Below are 18436 nucleotides of genomic sequence, written 5' to 3' on the forward strand. Positions count from 1 at the left end.
CCGGCCCCGCTCACTCCGGAGAGACCCGCGCTTGAACCTTCCGACCTCACAGATTCCCGCCGCGCTGGCAACGCTGGAAACACCGTGCCTGCTGCTGGACCAGCCGCGGCTGGAACGCAACATCGCGCGCATGAACGCCCGCATCGATTACCTGGACGTGCGCCTGCGCCCGCATGTGAAGACGGCCAAATGCACCGGGATCGCGCGGCGCATCTTCGGCGGCGCGACCGGGCCGATCACGGTTTCCACCTTGCGCGAGGCGGAATATTTCTTCGCCGATGGTTTCGACGACATGCTCTATGCGGTCAGCATGGCGCCGGCCAAGGTCGCCCGCGCCGCGCGCCTGGTGCGCGCCGGCGCGCGGCTGCGCCTGATCGTCGATGCGCTGGACGCGGCCGAAGCCATCGCCGTCCGCGCCGCGGCCGAGGACGTGCGCTTCGAGGTGCTGATCGAGATTGACGCGGATGGCCACCGCGCCGGCCTGCGTCCGCACGACGCGAACGTGATCGCCCTTGCGCGGCAGCTGCAGGCGTCCAGCCATCTGCAGTTCGGCGGCGTGATGACACACGCGGGCTCGTCCTACGGCTGCGTGGGCGCACCGGCGCTGCGCGCCCATGCGCGCATGGAGCGCGATGCGGTGGTGAGCGCGGCCGCGCGTCTGCACGCGGCGGGGCTGGAATGCGCGACGGTCAGCGTGGGTTCCACGCCCAGCATCAGCTTCGCCGAAGACCTTACCGGGGTGACCGAGGCCCGCGTCGGCGTCTACGTGTTCAACGATCTGGTGCAGAGCAATATCGGTGTCTGTCTGCTGGACGATATCGCCCTGTCGGTGCTGGCGACGGTGATCAGCCACAAGCCGGACACCGGCCGCCTGATCATCGACGCCGGCGGCCTGGCCCTGTCCAAGGATCACGGCACGGCAAGCCAGGCCGTCGATTACGGCTATGGCCAGGTCTGCGCGGCCGACGGCAGCGTACTGGCGGGACTGCGCGTGGTCGAGGTGAACCAGGAACATGGCCTGGTCGCGCCGGCGGATGCAGACGACGCGGCGGCGATGTTCGCGGCCCTGCCGATAGGCGCACGTGTGCGCGTGCTGCCGAATCATGCCTGCATGACGGCCGCGGCGTACGAGCACTACAACCTGCTCGATGGCGACGCGGTGCTGCAGTGGCCGCGCTGCAACGGCTGGTGACAGGTTGATGCGCGCCGCACCGGCAAGGCCGCGGACTTGCCGGCGCGGCGTGCGGTGCCTGGCCGCGATATTCGTCTACGCCGTACGCACTACGCGCGCCGCGTAGCAGCCGCGCAGCGCGTAGTGGGCTTGCAGATAGGCCACGGCCGGATCGGCCAGCAATTTGTCTATCGCCGCGGCGATGGCCGCGCCGGTCGCCAGTTCCGCGCCGGTCATGAGGTCGTCCGCGTCGAAGGCGCGCAGCGAGATCATGCGCCGCTGCAGCACTTCGGGAACCGTGTCCACCGCATCGTAGGTCTGCAGTGCGCCTTCGCGCACGAAGATCGCGTGGCTGGCGCGATACGGCGTATCCGCCGGCTGGTGCAGATAGTTGAGCAGCAGCAGGCTTTCGCCGGGGCTGGCATCGCGCAGCTCAATGCGGTCGGGAAAGCCGGGTGTGCAGTGGGCGATATGGCGGGTGACGCCGCGCTCCCGCAGCGCGGCGTCGGAAAGGCCGTAGAAAGGACGGAACGGTTCGGCGGAAAGGCCCTGGATACGGAAGGACATGGCGTGGCCTGTTCAAGGATCAGGCGTCCATGCTGCAGCGGCCTCCCTGCCGCTGCCATCCGTTTCTTGCGCCGGCATTCCTCAGCAGGCTTCGCCAGGTTTCCAGTCGCTGCCGGCGGCCGGGCGCAGCTGCTGGTGCAGGTCCAGCAGCAGGCTGCGGCCGCCTTCGTCGGGTACGTCGTTGGCGCAGGCTGCGGCGAGCAGGCGCCGCAGGCGGCGCCGGGCGCTGCTGGCTACGGGGGCGCGGCAGCGCCGCTCCGGCCAGGGCAGGTGTACATGGCTGATGGTGAACAATGGAAGTTCTTGCAGTGGCATCGATATTTCTCGCGAGCGTGTTGGGACCAGATTGGCCGGAACACGCGCAGCCGGGAGCCCCGTCAGGGGACGGGCGGTACAGGCGGGTCCGGTTTCGTCGCGGTCGTGGCGGCGCCGTCGCGGCGCCGGCTGAGCGACGCGGAAAGTGTGCGCGGCGGGTATCTCACGGGCTGCGATGGGAGGCAGTCCGGGATTCGGGATTGGAGATCCGGGATTTGCGCCGGTGCGGGAGGGCCGCAGCGGCGGTGCGGATTTCCTGCGCTGCAGCCGGACCTGATGGGGTGCTTCCGGATCAGGCCCGGCCGTGCCCTCAGGCCGCGCGCGCCTGGCTGCCGGCGTCGGCCAGCAGCAGGTCGCTGGCGCGCTCGGCGATCATCACCGTGGGCGCATTGGTATTGCCGCCGGGCAGCACCGGCATGACTGAGGCATCGACCACGCGCAGGGCCTCGACGCCGCGCACGCGCAGTTCGCTGTCGACCACGGCCTGGGCGTCATTGCCCATGCGGCAGGTGCCGACCGGGTGGTAGATCGATTCCGCCTTGCGCCGTATGAACTCGATCAGTCCGGCTTCGCTGTCGGTGCCCGGCGCGGGGAAGATGGATTCGCCGCGATACACGTCGAACGGCGCCTGCGCGAGGATCTCGCGCGACACGCGCACGGCTTCCAGCAGCATGCGCAGGTCGAAGCCTTCCGCGTCGCCGAGGTAGTTGGCGTGAATGGCGATCTTCTGCGCCGGATCGGCCGAGCGCAGCGCGAGGTGGCCGCGGCTGCGCGGCCGCAGCGCGCAGGCGTGCAAGGTATAGCCGAAGCCGGGCAGGCGGTTGCGGCCGTGGTCGTCGAGCAGCGCAGGCACGAAGTGGAATTGCAGGTCGCAGCGTTCGTCCGGCGCCAGGCGCGAGCGCACGAAGCCGCCGGCCTCGGCGATGTTGGATGTGCCTATGCCGCTGCGGCGCAGCAGGAATTCCAGCGCGATCGCGACATCGTTGGTCTTGTCGTAGGTGATCGGTCGCGTGCAGCGCGTGAGGGTGCAGATATCCAGATGGTCCTGCAGGTTCGCGCCGACCTGGGCGTTGTCGACTGCGACGTCGATGCCGTGCTGGCGCAGCTGCGCGGCCGGGCCTATACCTGACAGCATCAGCAACTGCGGCGAGTTCAGCGCGCCGCCGCTGAGGATCACCTGGCCGGCCTCGGCACGCTGCAGGCGGCCGCGGCGGCGGTATTCCACGCCGACGGCGCGGCCGTTGGCCAGCAGCACGCGCTCGCTGGCTGCGTGGGTCAGCACGGTGAGGTTGGGCCGCGCACGCGCCGGACGCAGATAGCCGGCGGCGGTGGAGCAGCGCGCACCGTTCTTCTGGGTCACCTGGTAGTAGCCGAAGCCGGCCTGGCTGGGGCCGTTGAAATCGCTGCTGACCGGATAGCCCAGCGCCGCGGCGGCGTCGATGGCCGCCTGCGACAGCGGATTGTGATGGCGCAGGTTCGACACGGCCAGCGGACCGTCCTTGCCATGGAGAGCGTCGGCGCCGCGTTCATTGCCTTCGCTGCGGCGGAAGTACGGCAGCACCGAATCCCAGGCCCAGCCCGCGTCGCCGCTGAGCTGCGCCCATTCGTCGTAGTCGCGCGCATCGCCGCGGATATAGCACATCGCATTGATGGAACTGGAACCGCCCAGCACCTTGCCGCGCGGCCACCACAGGCGGCGGCCGGCGAGATTCGGCTCGGGTTCGGTGGAGTAGTCCCAGTTCACGCCTTTCTTGCCAACCAGCTTGGCCAGGCCGGCGGGCATGTGGATGAAGGGATGCCAGTCGCTGCCGCCAGCTTCCAGCAGCAGTACGCGGGTGGCGGGATTCGCGCTGAGCCGGTTGGCCAGCACGCAGCCGGCCGAACCCGCGCCGACGATGATGTAGTCGTAAGTCATTGCTCACGCCCTGGGGAGGACCGGCCGAGTCTGTTGGGCCAGGCTAGAGCAGATGCTCCATCGCGCTGCAGCATCGACGCAATAGCGCGGTTGAAAATCACGGAAATTCCGCGTCTTAGGCGCTGAGATCGGAATGCGGTCCAATACTCGGACCGGGTTGCGCGAAACGCGCGCCGGTGCGCCGCAGTTGCGGCACCGCTGTCAGGCCAGGCGCGAGCGGCCGCCTTTTCCGCTGACCGATACAGGCTGATCACGATCCGCGCCCTTTGTCGGTCGAGCGGAGGACGGCGGCAAGACGAAGGCAACTTTTCTCTTGACGATAACCAGCGTTACTTCCGGACCAGGGCCCGTGTCCTGACCGCCGTCCTGCGAACCTGATCGGGCTCGTCCGGCCACGCACAGGCTATTCCGGTGCATTTCTCCTCATGAACAGCTGGCGCAGTGCCGGCGCGGGCTGTGCTGGCTTTCATTTGCAGACGGTGGAGATGAAAAAATGTAAAAGTTTCTGTGTCTCAAGAGTGGTTTTGCGTCCGGTGTCTCCGGACGTGTTTTTTGCCCCAAGAAAAGGAACTTTCATGAACATCGCATCACGGATCAAATGGCGTGCGCAGCGCGTCGCGCTGGCGGTTCCGCTGGGCCTGGCCGGCCTGGTGCATGCACAGCAGATACCGCTGGAAACGCCGGATGTGGCGCTGATCGACCTGGGTGAAATCCAGAGCATGGACTGGCAGCCGCATCACGGCCTGCTGCTGGCAGGCTCGTTCACGCAGTTTGAAGGCTTTTCGCGCAATGGACTTGCCCGCTTGAATGGCGCGGTGCTGGATACGGCCTGGGATCCTGCTCCCATCTGGCTGGGTCCCGTTCCGACGGTGCCGCGCCGGGTAAAGATGGCGCCGGACGGCGGCATTTTCGTCTCCGGCGATCTGGTGCAGATCAATGGGCAGGCGGTGGATTGCATCGTCAAGCTCAAGCCTGACGGCACGCTGGATACGGCTTGGACGGCGCCTACGACGAACTGCGACTTCGATCCGGTATTCGACCGCCGCGGCTGGATGTACTACATCGAGTCGAACGGCTCCGTGCGGCGCACCCGCCTCGACATCGGCGGCAGCGCCGACGCGAACTGGCAGCACCCGTCCATGCAAGGCTCCCCGGCGAAGAAGCTGTTGCTGGAATTCGGCGGTTCGCTTTACGCCGCTTCGCAAAACAATGGCTGGGAAAATAGTATCTCCAAGATCAGTACATCCGGCGACGGCCTGCAAAGCGTCTGGAGTAAACGGGACGAGGTCAACAGCGATGTAGTGGCGCTGCAGCAGAGCGAGAACGGTGTGCTCTACGTCGGCCACGCCAATGGCCTGATCCGGGGTTTCGATGTCACCAACGGCGGCACGCTATTCAGCTGGCAGACAGCCCCTGGCTTGCGGGATATGAAAATCGACTCCAGCGGCAGGTTCTACGTGGCAGCGGCCGGCGGTGTGAAGAAATATGCCAGTATGCATGGCTCGTTGCTGGAATCGTACGATCAGGCCCTGAGCGAGCGCGTCAATCAGCTGTGGCCCAACAACGGTGAACTGCTGATCGGCGGTAAATTCTCGGCCATCGGCGGATATTCCAGCCAGAGCTTCATTGTCGTCGCTCCCGGGCTTCCAGGCTTGCCGCACAGCTACGAAATCACCGGCAACGGCACCATCGACGGCGTCGCGCCGCAGCCCAACGGCGGCACTATCGTCTACGGAGATTTCATCAAGGCGGGCAAGTTGCCGCGGCAACATATGTTCCGCCTGACGCCGGCGGGAGACGTAGACCCAGACTGGTCGACCATTCTCGACGGAGCCGTCACCAACGTAGTCGTGGGCTCGGACAATTCGGTATACATCGGCGGTCCGTTCGCCTCCGTCTACACGGCTCCGACCAATTTCCTGGCCAAGCTCAACGGCAGCACGGGAGCACCGGATTTCTCCTGGATGCCGACCCTGAGCCTGGATGCGCCGCCGCCGGATCTGGCCATTGATACACAGGATCGTATCTATGTGCCGCAGGCGCCCTACGGCGTGCGGCGTGTGCTGCAGCCTTCCGGCGCGACGGATCCCAACTGGAATCTACCGATGAGCGTGGCTGAGGGCGTCGACGTCATCGGCGACTATCTGTACGTTCGCCACCGGATGCCGGGCGAGCAGTACCAGATTTCGCTGGATCGGTTCGCCCTGGCGGACGGCGAGTTTTCTCCGTTCACCTGGCGGGCGTTCGTCTATCGTGATCGAGGCGACGTCCAGATCAATTCCGTCACGGCGGATGCGGTCGGCGATATCCTGGTGGGCGGCCACTTCAACGGCATCTTCACCAACAGCGGCGAGGGCGGCGCCAACCTGGTTCGCCTGAGCGCAGCCTCGGCCACGCCCGATACCACCTGGCTGCCCGCGGTCAACGGTCCGGTCGATGCCATCGATGTCGACGCCGCCGGCGAGATCTACGTCGCCGGCCGCTTCAGCACGGTGAATGCGCAGCCCAGCCATGGCCTGGTCAAGCTGTCGCCGCTGGATGCTTCGTTGCGTACCGAGTGGGTGGCGCCCCACGGTGCCGAGGCGATCTGCGTGGCCGATGCGCAGCGCCTGTTCGTGGTGGGCCAGTACTGGCCAAACACGTTCGTCGCGCTGTCGCTGCTGCCCAGCGGTGTGACGGCGATAGAAGTGCCGTAGGCCGGTGACGCCGCCGGCGGCATTGCGGCAGCGTCTTCCATCGCGACGGCCGCGTCCTTTGCAGGGACGCGGCCGTTGTTTTTGCAGCTACAGCAGCGGGGGCGCGAATCGTTTCGTGCGGCGGTGCCGTCGCCGCGGCAGCGTCGCGTGCAGTCCGAATGCCGGATCGGCGCAGATTCTGTGCTGCTGCGTTGTTCAGGCCAGCACTTCCACGCGGTCGCCGACGCGGATCACGCCCTGGCCGCGCGCGATCAGGTTCTGTCCGAAGGTCACGCCCGCCGGCGTGCGGCGATAGCTGGTCAAGGTCTTCAGCGGCTCGCCGTCGTCGCGGCGTTCGCCGCGCAGCGGATCCACCGTGGTGAACACGCAGCGTGTGCAGGGTTTGACCAGGTCGAATTCGACTTCGCCGATGCGGATGCGCTTCCAGTCGTCCTCGGCATGCGGCGCGGTGCCGCTGACGACCAGGTTGGGCCGGAAATTCAGCATGCTCACCGGCGTGGACAGCCGGGTGTTGAGCTGGTCCAGCGCTGCCTGGCTGATCAGCAGGTGCGGGAAGCCGTCGGCAAAGCTGACTTCGTCGCCGGGCCGGCCGTAGTCGGCGCTGACGGCGCGCTGTGCGGCCTGATCCATGTGGACCAGGCGCAGGCCGGTGCCGAGCACGCGGCTGATCCAGGCATCTGCCGCCGCACCGGCGCAGACGGCGTCGACCCGGCTTTTCCAGACTTCCACCGCCAGGCGCGGCGCATCCGCGGCCGGGAAGGCGATTTCCAGCGCCGGCGCATCCGGTGCTTCCAGGCGCAGGCCGTGGGCCAGCGGCGTGGCGCGGATCAGCGGCATGCGCGCGTACAGGCGGCCGGTGACGAACTTGCCGGCGGGATCGACGATCATCCAGCGCCGGTCGCCGGCGAGGCCGCGGGGCTCGACCTGGACTTCGGCCGGCGACAGCGCGGCGCAGGATTTCACCGGGAAGATATGCAAGGCGGAAAGTGTAGGCGTCATGCGCCGATTATGCCGCGCTCGGCGGCGGCTGCGCCTGGGCGACGGACGCGGCACGTTCCCGTGCGCGGCATGCAACCGACTTGCCTGCATGCCTGCGTGCTAGGCTTGCGCCGCCTTACCGTGTCGCGGGGATCCGAGTGCCATCGCTGGGGAAGTTGCAGTCCTACCTGAAGGATCCGGTGAAGGAGCACGAATGGCCGGCGCTGGCTGTCGCCGCCGCGTATTTCTTTTTCGTGCTCGCGGCCTATTACATCATCCGGCCGGTGCGCGACCAGCTTTCGGCCGCGGTGGGTTCCACCCAGCTGCCGGTGTTTTACCTCGCCGTGTTCATCGCCACGCTGATCCTCACCCCGGTGTTCGGCGTGCTGGCCTCGCGCTTCAAGCGGCGCCAGTTCGTACCGGCGATCTACGCCTTCTTCCTGCTCTGCGCCATCGCCTTCATCCCGCTGTTCCAGATGCAGGAGGCCATAGGCGCGCGCCTGCTGGGTTCGGTGTTCTTCGTCTGGGTCAGCGTGTTCAACCTGCTCGTGGTCGCCCTGTTCTGGAGCTTCATGGCCGACCTGTTCGACCGCGAGCAGGCGCGCCGGCTGTTTCCGCTGATCGCGGTCGGCGGCGCGCTGGGGGCGATCTTCGGCCCCATCCTGACCAAGCTGCTGGTGTTCCGCGTGGGCGTGTCCGGGCTGCTGGTGATTTCCGCGCTGTTGCTGGGACTGTGCATAGGCTGCGTGTACTGGTTGCTGGGCTGGTCGCGGCGGCATCCGGTGGCGGGCGAGCCGGACCGGGACGAGCGCGTGATCGGCGGCGGCATCCTGGCCGGCGCGATCGAGACCCTGCGTTCGCCCTTCCTGCGCGGCGTGGCCCTGCTGATGGTGCTGGGCGACTGCGTAGGCACCGTGGTCTACGCCTTCCTGGTCGACTACAACCGCAGCGCCTTCGCCACCAGCGAGGCGCGCATCGATTTTTCCTCCAGCCTGGATCTGGCCACCAACATCCTGCAGATCCTGTTCCAGATCTTCCTCACGCGCGAACTGCTGACCCGCCTGGGGCCGGTATCCGCGGTGGTGCTCGACGGCGCGGTCAAGGCGGTGATGTTGCTGGGACTGGTCGTGGTCGGCGGCTGGTGGATCGTCGCGGTGGCGGTGATCACCCGCGCCAGCGCCTACGGCATCTTCAAGCCGGCGGCGGATTCGCTCTATACCGAAGTGGATGCGGAAACCCGCTACAAGGCGAAGAACTTCATCGATACGGCGGTCTGGCGCTTCGGCGACCTGGCCGTCACCAGCAGCCTGAACCTCTTGCGCAGTCTGGGCGTGGCCACCGCCGGGCTGGCCCTGATCACCGCCGGTGCCGGCGTGCTGTCGGCCTGGGTGGGATCGCGCCTCGGGCGCAGCCTGCCGTCGGCGCGCAAGAGCGAAACCGGCTGAAGGCCGCACCGCCGGGGCCGCCAACCCCTTAGACTCGCGCCTGCCGTTGCAGCAGTCCCTTCGCCGCGATCATGGAGCCGGTCATGCGTCGAGTCTTGCGTGTGCTTTTGCTGCTTTGCCTGGCCTGTGCCGCCCAGGCGCAGACCCCGGCCGTTACGGCCGATCCGATTCCGCCGCTGCTGCGCGACTGGCGCGGCTGGGTGCTCAAGGACCTGGAATACCGCGCCTGCCCACTGTTGTCGGGCAGCGCCGCGGAGGACGCGGATGATTTCGTCTGCGCCTGGCCGGGCCGTCTCAACCTCGACGCCGATACCGGCGGCCTGCGCTTCAGCCAGCAATGGCGCGTGGATGCGCCCAGCTGGGTGGCGCTGCCCGGCGATGCGCAGAACTGGCCGCAGGATGTGCAGCTCAACGGCCAGGCCGCGCCCGTGCTGGACCACGAAGGCGCGCCGGCGCTGCGCCTGGGACCGGGCAGCTACCGCCTTGAGGGCCGCATAGGCTGGGTGCGCCGGCCGCAGCAATTGCGCGTGCCGCAGCAGATCGCCCTGGTCGACCTGCGTGTGGACGGCAAGGCGGTGCTGCCGCTGGAGCGCAGCGGCGAGCAGCTCACCCTGGGCCGCGGCGAAGCGGCCGAGCCGGAGGCGGACGAAATCTCCATCGAAGTGTTCCGCCTGCTGGTCGACGATGTGCCCGCGCGGCTGGAAACCCGCCTGCGCCTGCATGTCTCCGGCCAGGCGCGCGAGGAAAGCGTAGGCCCGGTGCTGCCCGAAGGCTTCCTGCCGCTGGCCCTGAGCGGCGGCCTCACCGCGCGCCTGGGCAACGACGGCCGCCTGCATATCCAGGTGCAGCCGGGCGACTGGGATCTGGCCGTGCATGCGCGCGCGACCGCGCCGCTGGCCACGGTCGCCGCACCGGCCATAGAGGAACCCTGGCCGGAACAGGAAATCTGGAGCTTCCAGGCGCGGCCCTGGCTGCGCGTGAGCGGCGCCAGCGCCGATACGCCCATAGACCCGGCCCAGGCCGGCGTGCCGCAGGAATGGCGCGCGCTGCCGGCGTTCGCCGTAGCCGCCGCCGGTGTCCTGACGGTGGAGGAACGTTCGCGCGGCCTGTCCGGTGAAGACGGCAACCGGCTCAATCTGCAGCGCGAGGTGTGGCTGCAGTTCGACGGCAGCGGGCTGTACGCCAAGGACACCATCGCCGGCACCATGCACCGCGACTGGCGCCTGGACGTGGTCGCGCCCTACGTGCTGGAGCGCGCGCAAAGCCGCGGCGAAGGCCTGCTGGTGACCCGCTCCGGCGAAGGCCGCACCGGCGTGGAGCTGCGCGAGGCCGCCGTCTCGCTCAGTGCCGGCGTGCGCGTGGGCACACGCGGCGGTGCCTTGCTCATCGCTGGCTGGCAGCAGTCGTTCGATGCCATAGGCTGGAACCTGCACCTGCCCTACAGCTACCGCCTGCTCGCCGCACCCGGCGCCGACCGCGCCGACGGCAGCTGGATCTCGCGCTGGACCCTGCTCGATGTATTCCTGGTCGCCGTCACCGCGCTGCTGGCCGCGCGCCTGCTCGGCTGGCTTGGCGGAGCGCTGGCCCTGGGCTATCTGGTGCTGGGCTATCACGAGCCGAATGCGCCGTTGTGGACATTGTTGCTGGTCCTGGCGCTGGGCCTGATCGCCCGGGCCCTGCCTGCAGGCAAATTGCGCAGCGTGGCGGGCGTGGGCGCGCTGGCGCTGGGTGTGCTGCTGGTCGTGCTCAGCCTGCCGTTCCTGGCGCAGCAGGTGCGCTATGCGCTGTATCCGCAACTGGAAGGACAAAGCGGCTGGGGGCCGAACGTGCAATACGAGGCCAAGCAGATGGAACCGCAGGCCGAAGGCGGAGCCGTCGCCTACGAGGCGGCGCCGGCTCCGGCGGCTCCGCCGCCGCCCGAGCCCAACCAGGCGACCGATAACCTGGAGCAGGTCGAAGTGACCGGTTCGCGCATCAGCAAGGTCGATACGCAGACGGCCAGCCCGGCCTATCAGAAGAGCAAGGAACTTTCGCGCAGCCTGAGCAACCGCTTGCAGAACAACGCCGTGCAGCGCTATGCGCAGAACACCGTGATCCAGGCCGGCCGCGGCGAGCCGTCGTGGAGCTACGGCCGGGTCTACCAGCTGGCCTGGAGCGGCCCGGTGCTGGCCGACCAGACCGTGCGCCTGGTGATCTCGCCGCCGTGGATGACGCGCCTGTTGCGCGTGCTGATGCTGGGCCTGCTGCTGGCCACCATCGCCGGCCTTGCGCGGCGCCTGTTCCAGGGCCGTTCGCCGCCGTCGGCCGCACGCGCGGCGGCGGCTTCCGTGCTGCTGCTGGGACTGGCCGTGCTGCCCACGGCGCCGGTACTGGCGCAGGATGCGGTGCGCGCGGGCATTCCCGATGCCGCGCTGCTCACGCAATTGCGCGAACACCTGACCAAGACGCCCGAGTGCGCGCCGGACTGCGCCCGCGCCGCCCGTGTCGAGGTGAAGCTGGCCGGCGACGCGCTGGATCTGGCCCTGGAAGTCCATGCCGGCGAGCGCATCGCCGTGCCGCTGCCCGAGGTCGACGGCAGCGTCGCGCTGCAGGAAGTGCGCATCGACGGCGTCGCCGCCGAGACCGTGCTGCGCCACGAGGAGCAGGACTGGCTGGCGCTTCCGCGCGGCGTGCATCGCCTGGCGCTGGCCTACCGCGTGGTGGATTCCGACCACGTGGCGCTGAAATTCCCGCTGGCCCCGGCCGAGACCCAGCTGCTGCTGACTGGCTGGCAGGCCAGCGGCGTCAGCGAGAACCGCCTGCTCGGCGACACCGTCACCCTGAGCCGCGAACGTACCGCCAGCGCCGGCCCGGTCCGCGGCGGCGCACAGCAGTTCCCGCCCTATGTACAGATCGAACGCAACCTCGCCTTCGACCTGGAATGGCGCGTGCTGACCACCGTGCGCCGTCTTGCGCCGGCCGAGGGCGGCTTCTCGGTGCGCGTGCCGCTGCTGGAAGGCGAGCAGGTGATGAGTCCCGACACAAAGGTCGAAGCCGGCCAGGTGCTGCTGTCCTTCGGCGCCGACGCGGACGAAGTCAGCTGGAACAGCACGCTGGCGCGGCGCGACACGATCGAACTCGGCGCGCCGTCGCTGGCCGACCGCGCCGAAGTCTGGAGCGTGGTGCTGAGCCCGACCTGGCATGCGGATTTCTCCGGCGTACCCGAGGCCCGCGCGCAGGCGCCGGCGCAGCAGTGGATCCACGAATTCCATCCGCTGCCCGGGGAAAAGCTGAGCATCGCGCTGTCGCGGCCCGAGGCCGAAGTCGGCAAGAGCATCGCCATCGACGATGTGCAGGTCACTACGACGGTGAGCAAGCGCGCCACCGATACCTTGCTGGAACTGGCCCTGCGCAGCACCCAGGGCGGCGAGCACAGCATCCTGTTGCCGGCCGGCGCCGAGGTGATCTCGGTGGAGCAGGACGGCGTCGCGATCAACCTGCGTCCGCGCGAGGGCAAGCTCAGCCTGCCGGTGGTGCCGGGCAGCAAACGCTACAAAGTGCAATTGCGCCAGGCGCAGGAGCTGGGCATCAGCGCGAAGACGCCGGCGTTCGACCTGGGGCTGGCCTCGGCCAATCTGCAGCTCACCATGAACCTGCCGCAGGACCGCTGGGTGCTGTTCACCTACGGTCCCGCGGTGGGCCCGGCGGTGCTCTACTGGGGCGAACTGGTGGTGATGATCCTGGTCGCCTGGGGCCTGAGCCGGCTGCGGCGCACGCCGCTGAAGCTGTGGCACTGGCTGCTGCTGGGCTTCGGCTTTTCCACGGCTTCGTGGATGGCCCTGGTCGTGGTGGCGGTCTGGCTGTTCCTGTTCGACTGGCGCGAGCGCTGGAATCCGGCCTCGGACGCCGCGTTCAACCTGTACCAGATCGGCATTGCCCTGTTCACCCTGCCGGCCATGCTGTGCCTGGTCGGTGCGGTGTATGCGGGCCTGCTCGGCGATCCGGACATGAGCGTCACGGGCAATTGGTCGTCGGCGCGCAACCTGCGCTGGTTTGCCGACCAGAGCGCCGCCGCGCTGCCCCAGGCCGGCGCCCTGACCCTGCCGCTGTGGCTGCACAAGCTGGCCATGCTGGCCTGGGCGCTGTGGCTGGCCTCGGCCCTGGTCGGCTGGCTGCGCTGGGCGTTCAGCGCCTGGAGCCGCGGCGGTTACTGGCGCCGCACCCTGAAGCCGCGCATCAGCATGCCGCCGGAACCGCCGGCGCCGCCGCCGGGCACGGCATGAGCGCCACCGCCACGCAGCCGGCCGCATGAGCCGGCTGCGCGACAGCCTCGCCGCGGCGGCCGCGCGCCTGCCCGGCGAGGAAGCCCGGCTCGAAGCCGAAGTGCTGCTGCTGCATCTGCTGCAGCGGCCGCGCGCCTGGCTGTTCGCCCATGCCGACGACGAACTCGATGCGTGCGTGGCCGGACGCTACGAGGATCTGGTGCAGCGCCGCCTTGCCGGCGAGCCGGTGGCCTATCTCACCGGCGAACGGGAATTCTGGTCGCTGCCGTTGCAGGTGAACGCGGCCACGCTGATTCCGCGCGCCGACACCGAGCGCCTGGTGGAACTCGCGCTGGAGCGCCTGCCGCTGGATCGCGCTGCCGCCGTCGCGGATCTGGGCACGGGCAGCGGCGCGATCGCGCTGGCCATCGCGAAGGAGCGGCCGCGGGCGCAGGTCGTCGCGACCGACCGCAGTGCCGCGGCGCTGGCGGTTGCGGGCGGCAATGCGCGCAAGTTGTCCATTGGCAATGTTGAATTTGTGGAAAGCGACTGGTTCGCTGCTCTGCGGGGGCGCGTGTTCGATCTGATCGTGTCCAATCCGCCGTATATCGCGGTGCAGGATCCGCATTTGTCTCAGGGGGATCTGCGTTTCGAGCCCGTTGGCGCGCTGGCTTCCGGGGCGGACGGACTGGATGATCTGCGCCGCATCGTTGCTGGCGCCTGCCTCCATCTGCGGCCCGGCGGCTGGCTGCTGCTGGAACATGGCTATGACCAGGGAGAGGCGGTGCGCGCGTTGCTGACGGCGGCGGGATTTGCGGACGTGGCGACGTGGCGGGATCTGGGCGGGCAGGAACGGGTGAGCGGGGGAAGAGCGGGGATCAAGGGTTAGGCGCGCAGGATTTATTCCTGAGCTGGCGGGCGCTTGCGGGCGCTGGCTGCCTTGCGATTTGCGTTTTGAAGCTCCTGGTGCTTTATCGGCAAAAGCTCCGACGCCTTTGCAAACCCGTATCCCGAATCCCGTAAAAGTGTGATGTAAGTCACAGTCGACCCCTCGACTGCATCAACTGCCAACCGGCTCACACCTCACGGACACGTCCCTGCCGGATCCGGAACATACGCTCCAGGCCACATGGCTGGTGTGGCCCCCGCGGTGGAGCGATTTACCGGCTCCAGTGCACAGCGACTGTCGTGAGGCAGGCGCGGCGGGACCCCAAGGCTTGGCGACCTTGTCGCTGCCAAACGGAACGTGCTCACAGCCCCCGCCTTGTGCGGGGGCTCTTTTTTGGGCGTCCCGTTGCGATCCTGTCGGGGCCCGGCAATGGATGTCTGAATCAGGGCCTGAACTGGCGTTTCGTCTGGCGATGGGCGATCCGGCGCCGGTTGTGGGTGTCCTGAATTGAGCTAATTCGTTGTTGTGACGGGCTAATCGTTGTGCTGCAGGGGGCGATTGCAGGCTGGAACGGAGGCGCCGCATCGTCTGCGGATTGTGGGTGTCCCGAACCATCGTCCCGAACCATCGCCGTGCCGGAGTGGGACGGAGGCGCTGTGTCATCGGCGGATTGTGGGCGTCCTGAATTACCGGGCGGATTGTGGGTGTCCTGAATTACCTGCCCTCCCGAACGCCGCCCCGGCACTGCCACCCACACAATCGGCGCAGCAAGGCACGCCGCCAGCCGTCGCGGCACCAAGCGCTCGAATCGGTTCGGACGACGATCCGCCTCCGGTAGGCGAGGGATCACCCCGCGCTGCGCAGCGGCGTCGTCTGGGTGCCGAGCAGGCTGGCGAAGCGTTGGCGGATGGCGCGGCGTATGCCGTCGCTGTCGATGCCGCTCTGGGCGAGCAGGTCTTCGCGGCTGGCGTGGTCCAGGAACAGGTCCGGCAGGCCCAGTTGCAGCAGCGGCTTGTCCAGGGCTTCCGCGGCGAGGAATTCGGCTACCGCGGAGCCGGCGCCGCCCTGTACGGCATTGTCTTCCACGGTGACGAAGGCGCTGTGGTTGCGGGCGAGCTGGCGCAGCAGTTCGGTGTCCAGCGGCTTGACGAAGCGCATATTGACCAGGGTCAGGTCCAGTTCGCGCGCGACCACCTCGGCCGCCGTCACCGGGCTGCCGAAGGCGAGCACGGCGATACCGCGGCCTTCGCGGCGCAGCTCGGCCTTGCCTATGGGCAGTTCGCTCAGGTCCGCCGGCACAGCCCGTCCCGGGCCGGTGCCGCGCGGATAGCGCACGGCGGCGGGGCCGGGGTGGCGGAAGCCGGTGCTGAGCATCTGGCGGCATTCGGCCTCGTCCGCCGGTGCCATCACCAGCATATTGGGGATGCAGCGCAGGTAGGAAAGATCGAAGCTGCCGGCGTGGGTGGCGCCGTCCGGGCCGACCACGCCGGCGCGGTCGATGGCGAAGGTAACGTCCAGGTTCTGGATCGCCACGTCGTGGATCAGCTGATCGTAGGCGCGCTGCAGGAAGGTGGAGTAGATCGCCACCACCGGCTTGGCCCCTTCGCAGGCCATGCCCGCGGCCAGGGTCACCGCGTGCTGCTCGGCGATGGCGACGTCGAAATAGCGCTGCGGATATTCCTGCGAGAAACGCACCAGCCCCGAACCTTCGCGCATGGCCGGCGTGATGCCGTAGAGGCGCTCGTCCGCCGCGGCCATGTCGCACAGCCAGTCGCTGAAGATGTCGGTATAGGTCGGTTTGCCGGGCGCCTTCTTGACCAGTCCCTTGACTGGGTCGAACGGGCCGACGGCGTGGTATTCGATCTGCTCGGACTCGGCCGGCGCATAGCCCTTGCCCTTGGTCGTGACCACGTGCAACAGCTGCGGCCCCTTGAGTTCCTTGACCGTGCGCAACGCATGCAGCAGGGCAGGGAGGTCGTGCCCGTCGATGGGCCCGGTGTAGTGGAAGCCCAGTTCCTCAAACAGGGTGGAGGGTACGAACATCCCCTTGGCATGCTCTTCCCAGCGGCGGAAGAAACGCCAGATGAACGAGCCCCGCGGCATCGCGGCCTTGGCCCGGTCGCGCAGCTGGTTCAGGCGCCGGCTGGACATCAGCCGCGCCAGCATCTTGCTCATGGCGCCGACGTTCTCGCTGATCGACATGCCGTTGTCGTTGAGCACGACCAGCATGTCGGGCTCGACATCGCCGCCATGGTTCAGGGCCTCGAAAGCCATGCCGGCCGTCGCCGCGCCGTCGCCGATCACCGCCACGACCTTGCGCCCGTCGCCCTTGCGCTGCGCCGCGATGGCCATGCCGAGCGCGGCCGAGATCGAGGTGGACGAATGCCCCACGCCGAAGGTGTCGTACTCGCTTTCCTCGCGACGCGGGAACGGCGCCAGGCCATCCTTCTTCTTGACCGTGGTGATGCGGTCGCGCCGGCCGGTCAGGATCTTGTGCGGATAGCACTGGTGGCCCACGTCCCAGACCAGGCGGTCCCGCGGCGTGTCGAACAGGTAATGCAGGGCCACGGTCAGCTCGATCACCCCCAGCCCCGCGCCGAAATGCCCGCCGGAAGCCGCGACGGACTCGACCAGATAGGCACGCAGTTCCTGCGCCACGGCGGGCAGGTCTGCATCGGTCAGCTGGCGCAGGTTGGCGGGAGTGTCCAGCTTGGCGAGCAGCGGGTAGCGCTCAGAATCGATCATTTGCGGGTAAATCCGGACGGCAGGCCACTATTTTCGGCGACCAATGCGGCGGGGGCAAGGAAACAAACTTGCAAAACAAGGGCAGGGGTGCGGCATGTTGACTCGGTTGGGGGCGGATCTGGGGCGGGGATTGCGATTCGGATTCGCAGGAGTGGGCTGTGGCGTTGGCTGGTGGCGCGGGGAAATCCCGGGGACTTTGCCCAGCACGTGCTGATGTGTTGTGGCGAAGACTGGACTCGCTGGCGACTGATGCGGCGCCCCCTCACCCAACCCTCCCCCAAGCAAGCTTGGAGGAGAGGGCTTTGCGGTGTGGATTCTTGGGCGCTGAGGTTTGTTCCAACCGCTTTCGCCGTTCCCGTTGCGGTCGCGATAGCTGTTGCCCGGCTGTTGCCGTTGCTTCTGCGCACAGGGATGTGCGCCGCTCCACCGGGGCCCCATAAGCCGCGGCGAGGCGGCGTAGGAAAAGCCCGCGTACCGCGCGGGTCGCGCCCAGGGATGGGCGCGAGTCCGCTGCAGGGCCAGGATGGCCCTTCAGCGGACCCCGGAGCCGACTCGCGCAGCCGAAGGGCAGGATGCCCGTAGGCCGCGGCTTCTGGGGTGTGTTTTCTTTGCCTACTTTCTTTTGCACAAGCAAAAGAAAGTAGGTCGGCCGCCGCAGGCGGACGAAACTGCTTTAACAGCTAAGCGCCACTGGCACACAAGATCCGCCAGCAAGTCCAACTATGTCGGGCGCCCGCGGATTGAAAAATAAATAAAGAATCAAACGGTTGCGAGCATATCAGAAGGTGGCTGCCACCCCAGAAAAACCACCGAAGGCCTGGAGGAAATCAACTAACCCTCCTGTGCTTAGGCAAATGCCCCACCAGAAACTGCATCTGATCCGCCAGGATATTGCGATTGGAGAGAATCAGATGCTCCACCCAACTGGGCCGGTAAGGCACCGCCAGCAATGGCATCCCTGCCTGCTGCGGCGTCCTGCTGCCTTTCTTCACATTGCAGCTCAGGCAGGCGCTGACCACGTTCTCCCATTCGTCCAGCCCCCGCTTGGACAGCGGCAGCACGTGGTCGCGGGTCAGTTGCGTCTTGTGGAAATGCTGGCCGCAATACAGGCAAAGGTGCCGGTCGCGCGCGAACAATGCGGTATTGGTCAGCGCCGGGGCGGGATCGTAGCTGCCAGGACGGGCATGGCCGCGGCTGGCGACGATGGGGTGCAGGTCCAGTTGGCTTTGCAAGCCGGTTTCGCGGTTCATGCCGCCGTGGATGGTCAGGCAGGGATCGCCGAGGGTCCAGGCGACCGCGCCGCGCACATACAGGCAAACCGCATCCTGCCAGCTCATCCAGTCCAGGATGCGGCCGGTGGAATCCAACGACAGCACGCGCGTCGTATGGATGTCGTTGCTGGTTCGGATAGCCCCGAGCATTCAGTCCTCCGTTCACGCCAACTGCGAAACGGGCGTTCCTGCCGCCGTAACTC

The 18436-nt window shown here is 67.8% G+C and carries 11 protein-coding genes; 5 read left to right on the forward strand and 6 right to left on the reverse strand.

Going from position 1 to position 18436, the window contains the following annotated elements; genetic code table 11:
• Positions 1-31 precede the first annotated feature (31 nt).
• Positions 32-1192 (forward strand): alanine racemase, encoded by a 1161-nt coding sequence (locus NM961_RS07600; RefSeq protein WP_255913388.1) that lies wholly within the window; start codon positions 32-34, stop codon positions 1190-1192.
• Between the two features lie 75 nt (positions 1193-1267).
• Here the strand turns inward: NM961_RS07600 and NM961_RS07605 are convergent, their stop codons facing one another.
• From NM961_RS07605 to NM961_RS07615, 3 genes are all read right to left on the reverse strand, one after another.
• Entirely contained in the window at positions 1268-1738 is a 471-nt protein-coding gene (locus NM961_RS07605; RefSeq protein WP_255913396.1) for a DUF1203 domain-containing protein, read from the reverse strand.
• Positions 1739-1819: 81 nt separating this feature from the next.
• Complete coding sequence (locus NM961_RS07610; protein WP_255913398.1) at positions 1820-2053, reverse strand: hypothetical protein; 234 nt, start codon at positions 2051-2053, stop codon at positions 1820-1822.
• 310 nt (positions 2054-2363) lie between these two features.
• On the reverse strand, positions 2364-3968 hold the full coding sequence (locus NM961_RS07615; RefSeq protein WP_255913407.1) for a GMC family oxidoreductase: 1605 nt from the start codon (positions 3966-3968) through the stop codon (positions 2364-2366).
• A 425-nt stretch (positions 3969-4393) separates the two neighbouring features.
• On the opposite strand from NM961_RS07615, the gene NM961_RS07620 reads away from it, so the two are divergent.
• Positions 4394-6664: a hypothetical protein gene (locus NM961_RS07620; protein ID WP_255913409.1), complete on the forward strand. Its 2271-nt coding sequence runs from the start codon at positions 4394-4396 to the stop codon at positions 6662-6664.
• 195 nt (positions 6665-6859) lie between these two features.
• Here NM961_RS07620 and NM961_RS07625 read toward each other — a convergent pair whose 3' ends face one another.
• Positions 6860-7663 (reverse strand): MOSC domain-containing protein, encoded by an 804-nt coding sequence (locus tag NM961_RS07625; RefSeq protein ID WP_255913411.1) that lies wholly within the window; start codon positions 7661-7663, stop codon positions 6860-6862.
• 137 nt (positions 7664-7800) lie between these two features.
• Here NM961_RS07625 and NM961_RS07630 point away from each other — a divergent pair, with 137 nt between their 5' ends.
• The 3 genes from NM961_RS07630 to prmC all read left to right on the forward strand — a co-directional run bounded on the left by NM961_RS07630 (position 7801) and on the right by prmC (position 14217).
• A complete protein-coding gene (locus tag NM961_RS07630; RefSeq protein WP_343231905.1) occupies positions 7801-9087 on the forward strand; it encodes an NTP/NDP exchange transporter in 1287 nt (428 codons plus the stop codon).
• 83 nt (positions 9088-9170) lie between these two features.
• Entirely contained in the window at positions 9171-13349 is a 4179-nt protein-coding gene (locus NM961_RS07635; protein WP_255913413.1) for a hypothetical protein, read from the forward strand.
• A 25-nt stretch (positions 13350-13374) separates the two neighbouring features.
• On the forward strand, positions 13375-14217 hold the full coding sequence (gene prmC, locus NM961_RS07640; RefSeq protein WP_255913415.1) for a peptide chain release factor N(5)-glutamine methyltransferase: 843 nt from the start codon (positions 13375-13377) through the stop codon (positions 14215-14217).
• Between the two features lie 846 nt (positions 14218-15063).
• On the opposite strand, the gene dxs is transcribed toward prmC, so the two are convergent.
• Positions 15064-16962: a 1-deoxy-D-xylulose-5-phosphate synthase gene (dxs, locus tag NM961_RS07645; RefSeq protein ID WP_255913419.1), complete on the reverse strand. Its 1899-nt coding sequence runs from the start codon at positions 16960-16962 to the stop codon at positions 15064-15066.
• A gap of 827 nt (positions 16963-17789) precedes the next feature.
• Positions 17790-18383, reverse strand: a complete 594-nt coding sequence (locus NM961_RS07650; protein WP_255913420.1) for an HNH endonuclease — start codon at positions 18381-18383, stop codon at positions 17790-17792.
• Positions 18384-18436 lie beyond the last annotated feature (53 nt).

The sequence above is a fragment of the Tahibacter harae genome, assembly GCF_024437735.1.
GTDB lineage: Bacteria > Pseudomonadota > Gammaproteobacteria > Xanthomonadales > Rhodanobacteraceae > Tahibacter > Tahibacter harae.

Bases quoted from the DNA above. Each gene is read 5' to 3' on its own strand.
- NM961_RS07605 (WP_255913396.1), bottom strand. From the start codon at position 1,738: ATGTCCTTCCGTATCCAGGGCCTTTCCGCCGAACCGTTCCGTCCTTTC.
- NM961_RS07610 (WP_255913398.1), bottom strand. From the start codon at position 2,053: ATGCCACTGCAAGAACTTCCATTGTTCACCATCAGCCATGTACACCTG.
- NM961_RS07615 (WP_255913407.1), bottom strand. From the start codon at position 3,968: ATGACTTACGACTACATCATCGTCGGCGCGGGTTCGGCCGGCTGCGTG.
- NM961_RS07620 (WP_255913409.1), top strand. From the start codon at position 4,394: ATGAACAGCTGGCGCAGTGCCGGCGCGGGCTGTGCTGGCTTTCATTTG.
- NM961_RS07625 (WP_255913411.1), bottom strand. From the start codon at position 7,663: ATGACGCCTACACTTTCCGCCTTGCATATCTTCCCGGTGAAATCCTGC.
- NM961_RS07635 (WP_255913413.1), top strand. From the start codon at position 9,171: ATGCGTCGAGTCTTGCGTGTGCTTTTGCTGCTTTGCCTGGCCTGTGCC.
- prmC (WP_255913415.1), top strand. From the start codon at position 13,375: ATGAGCCGGCTGCGCGACAGCCTCGCCGCGGCGGCCGCGCGCCTGCCC.
- dxs (WP_255913419.1), bottom strand. From the start codon at position 16,962: ATGATCGATTCTGAGCGCTACCCGCTGCTCGCCAAGCTGGACACTCCC.
- NM961_RS07650 (WP_255913420.1), bottom strand. From the start codon at position 18,383: ATGCTCGGGGCTATCCGAACCAGCAACGACATCCATACGACGCGCGTG.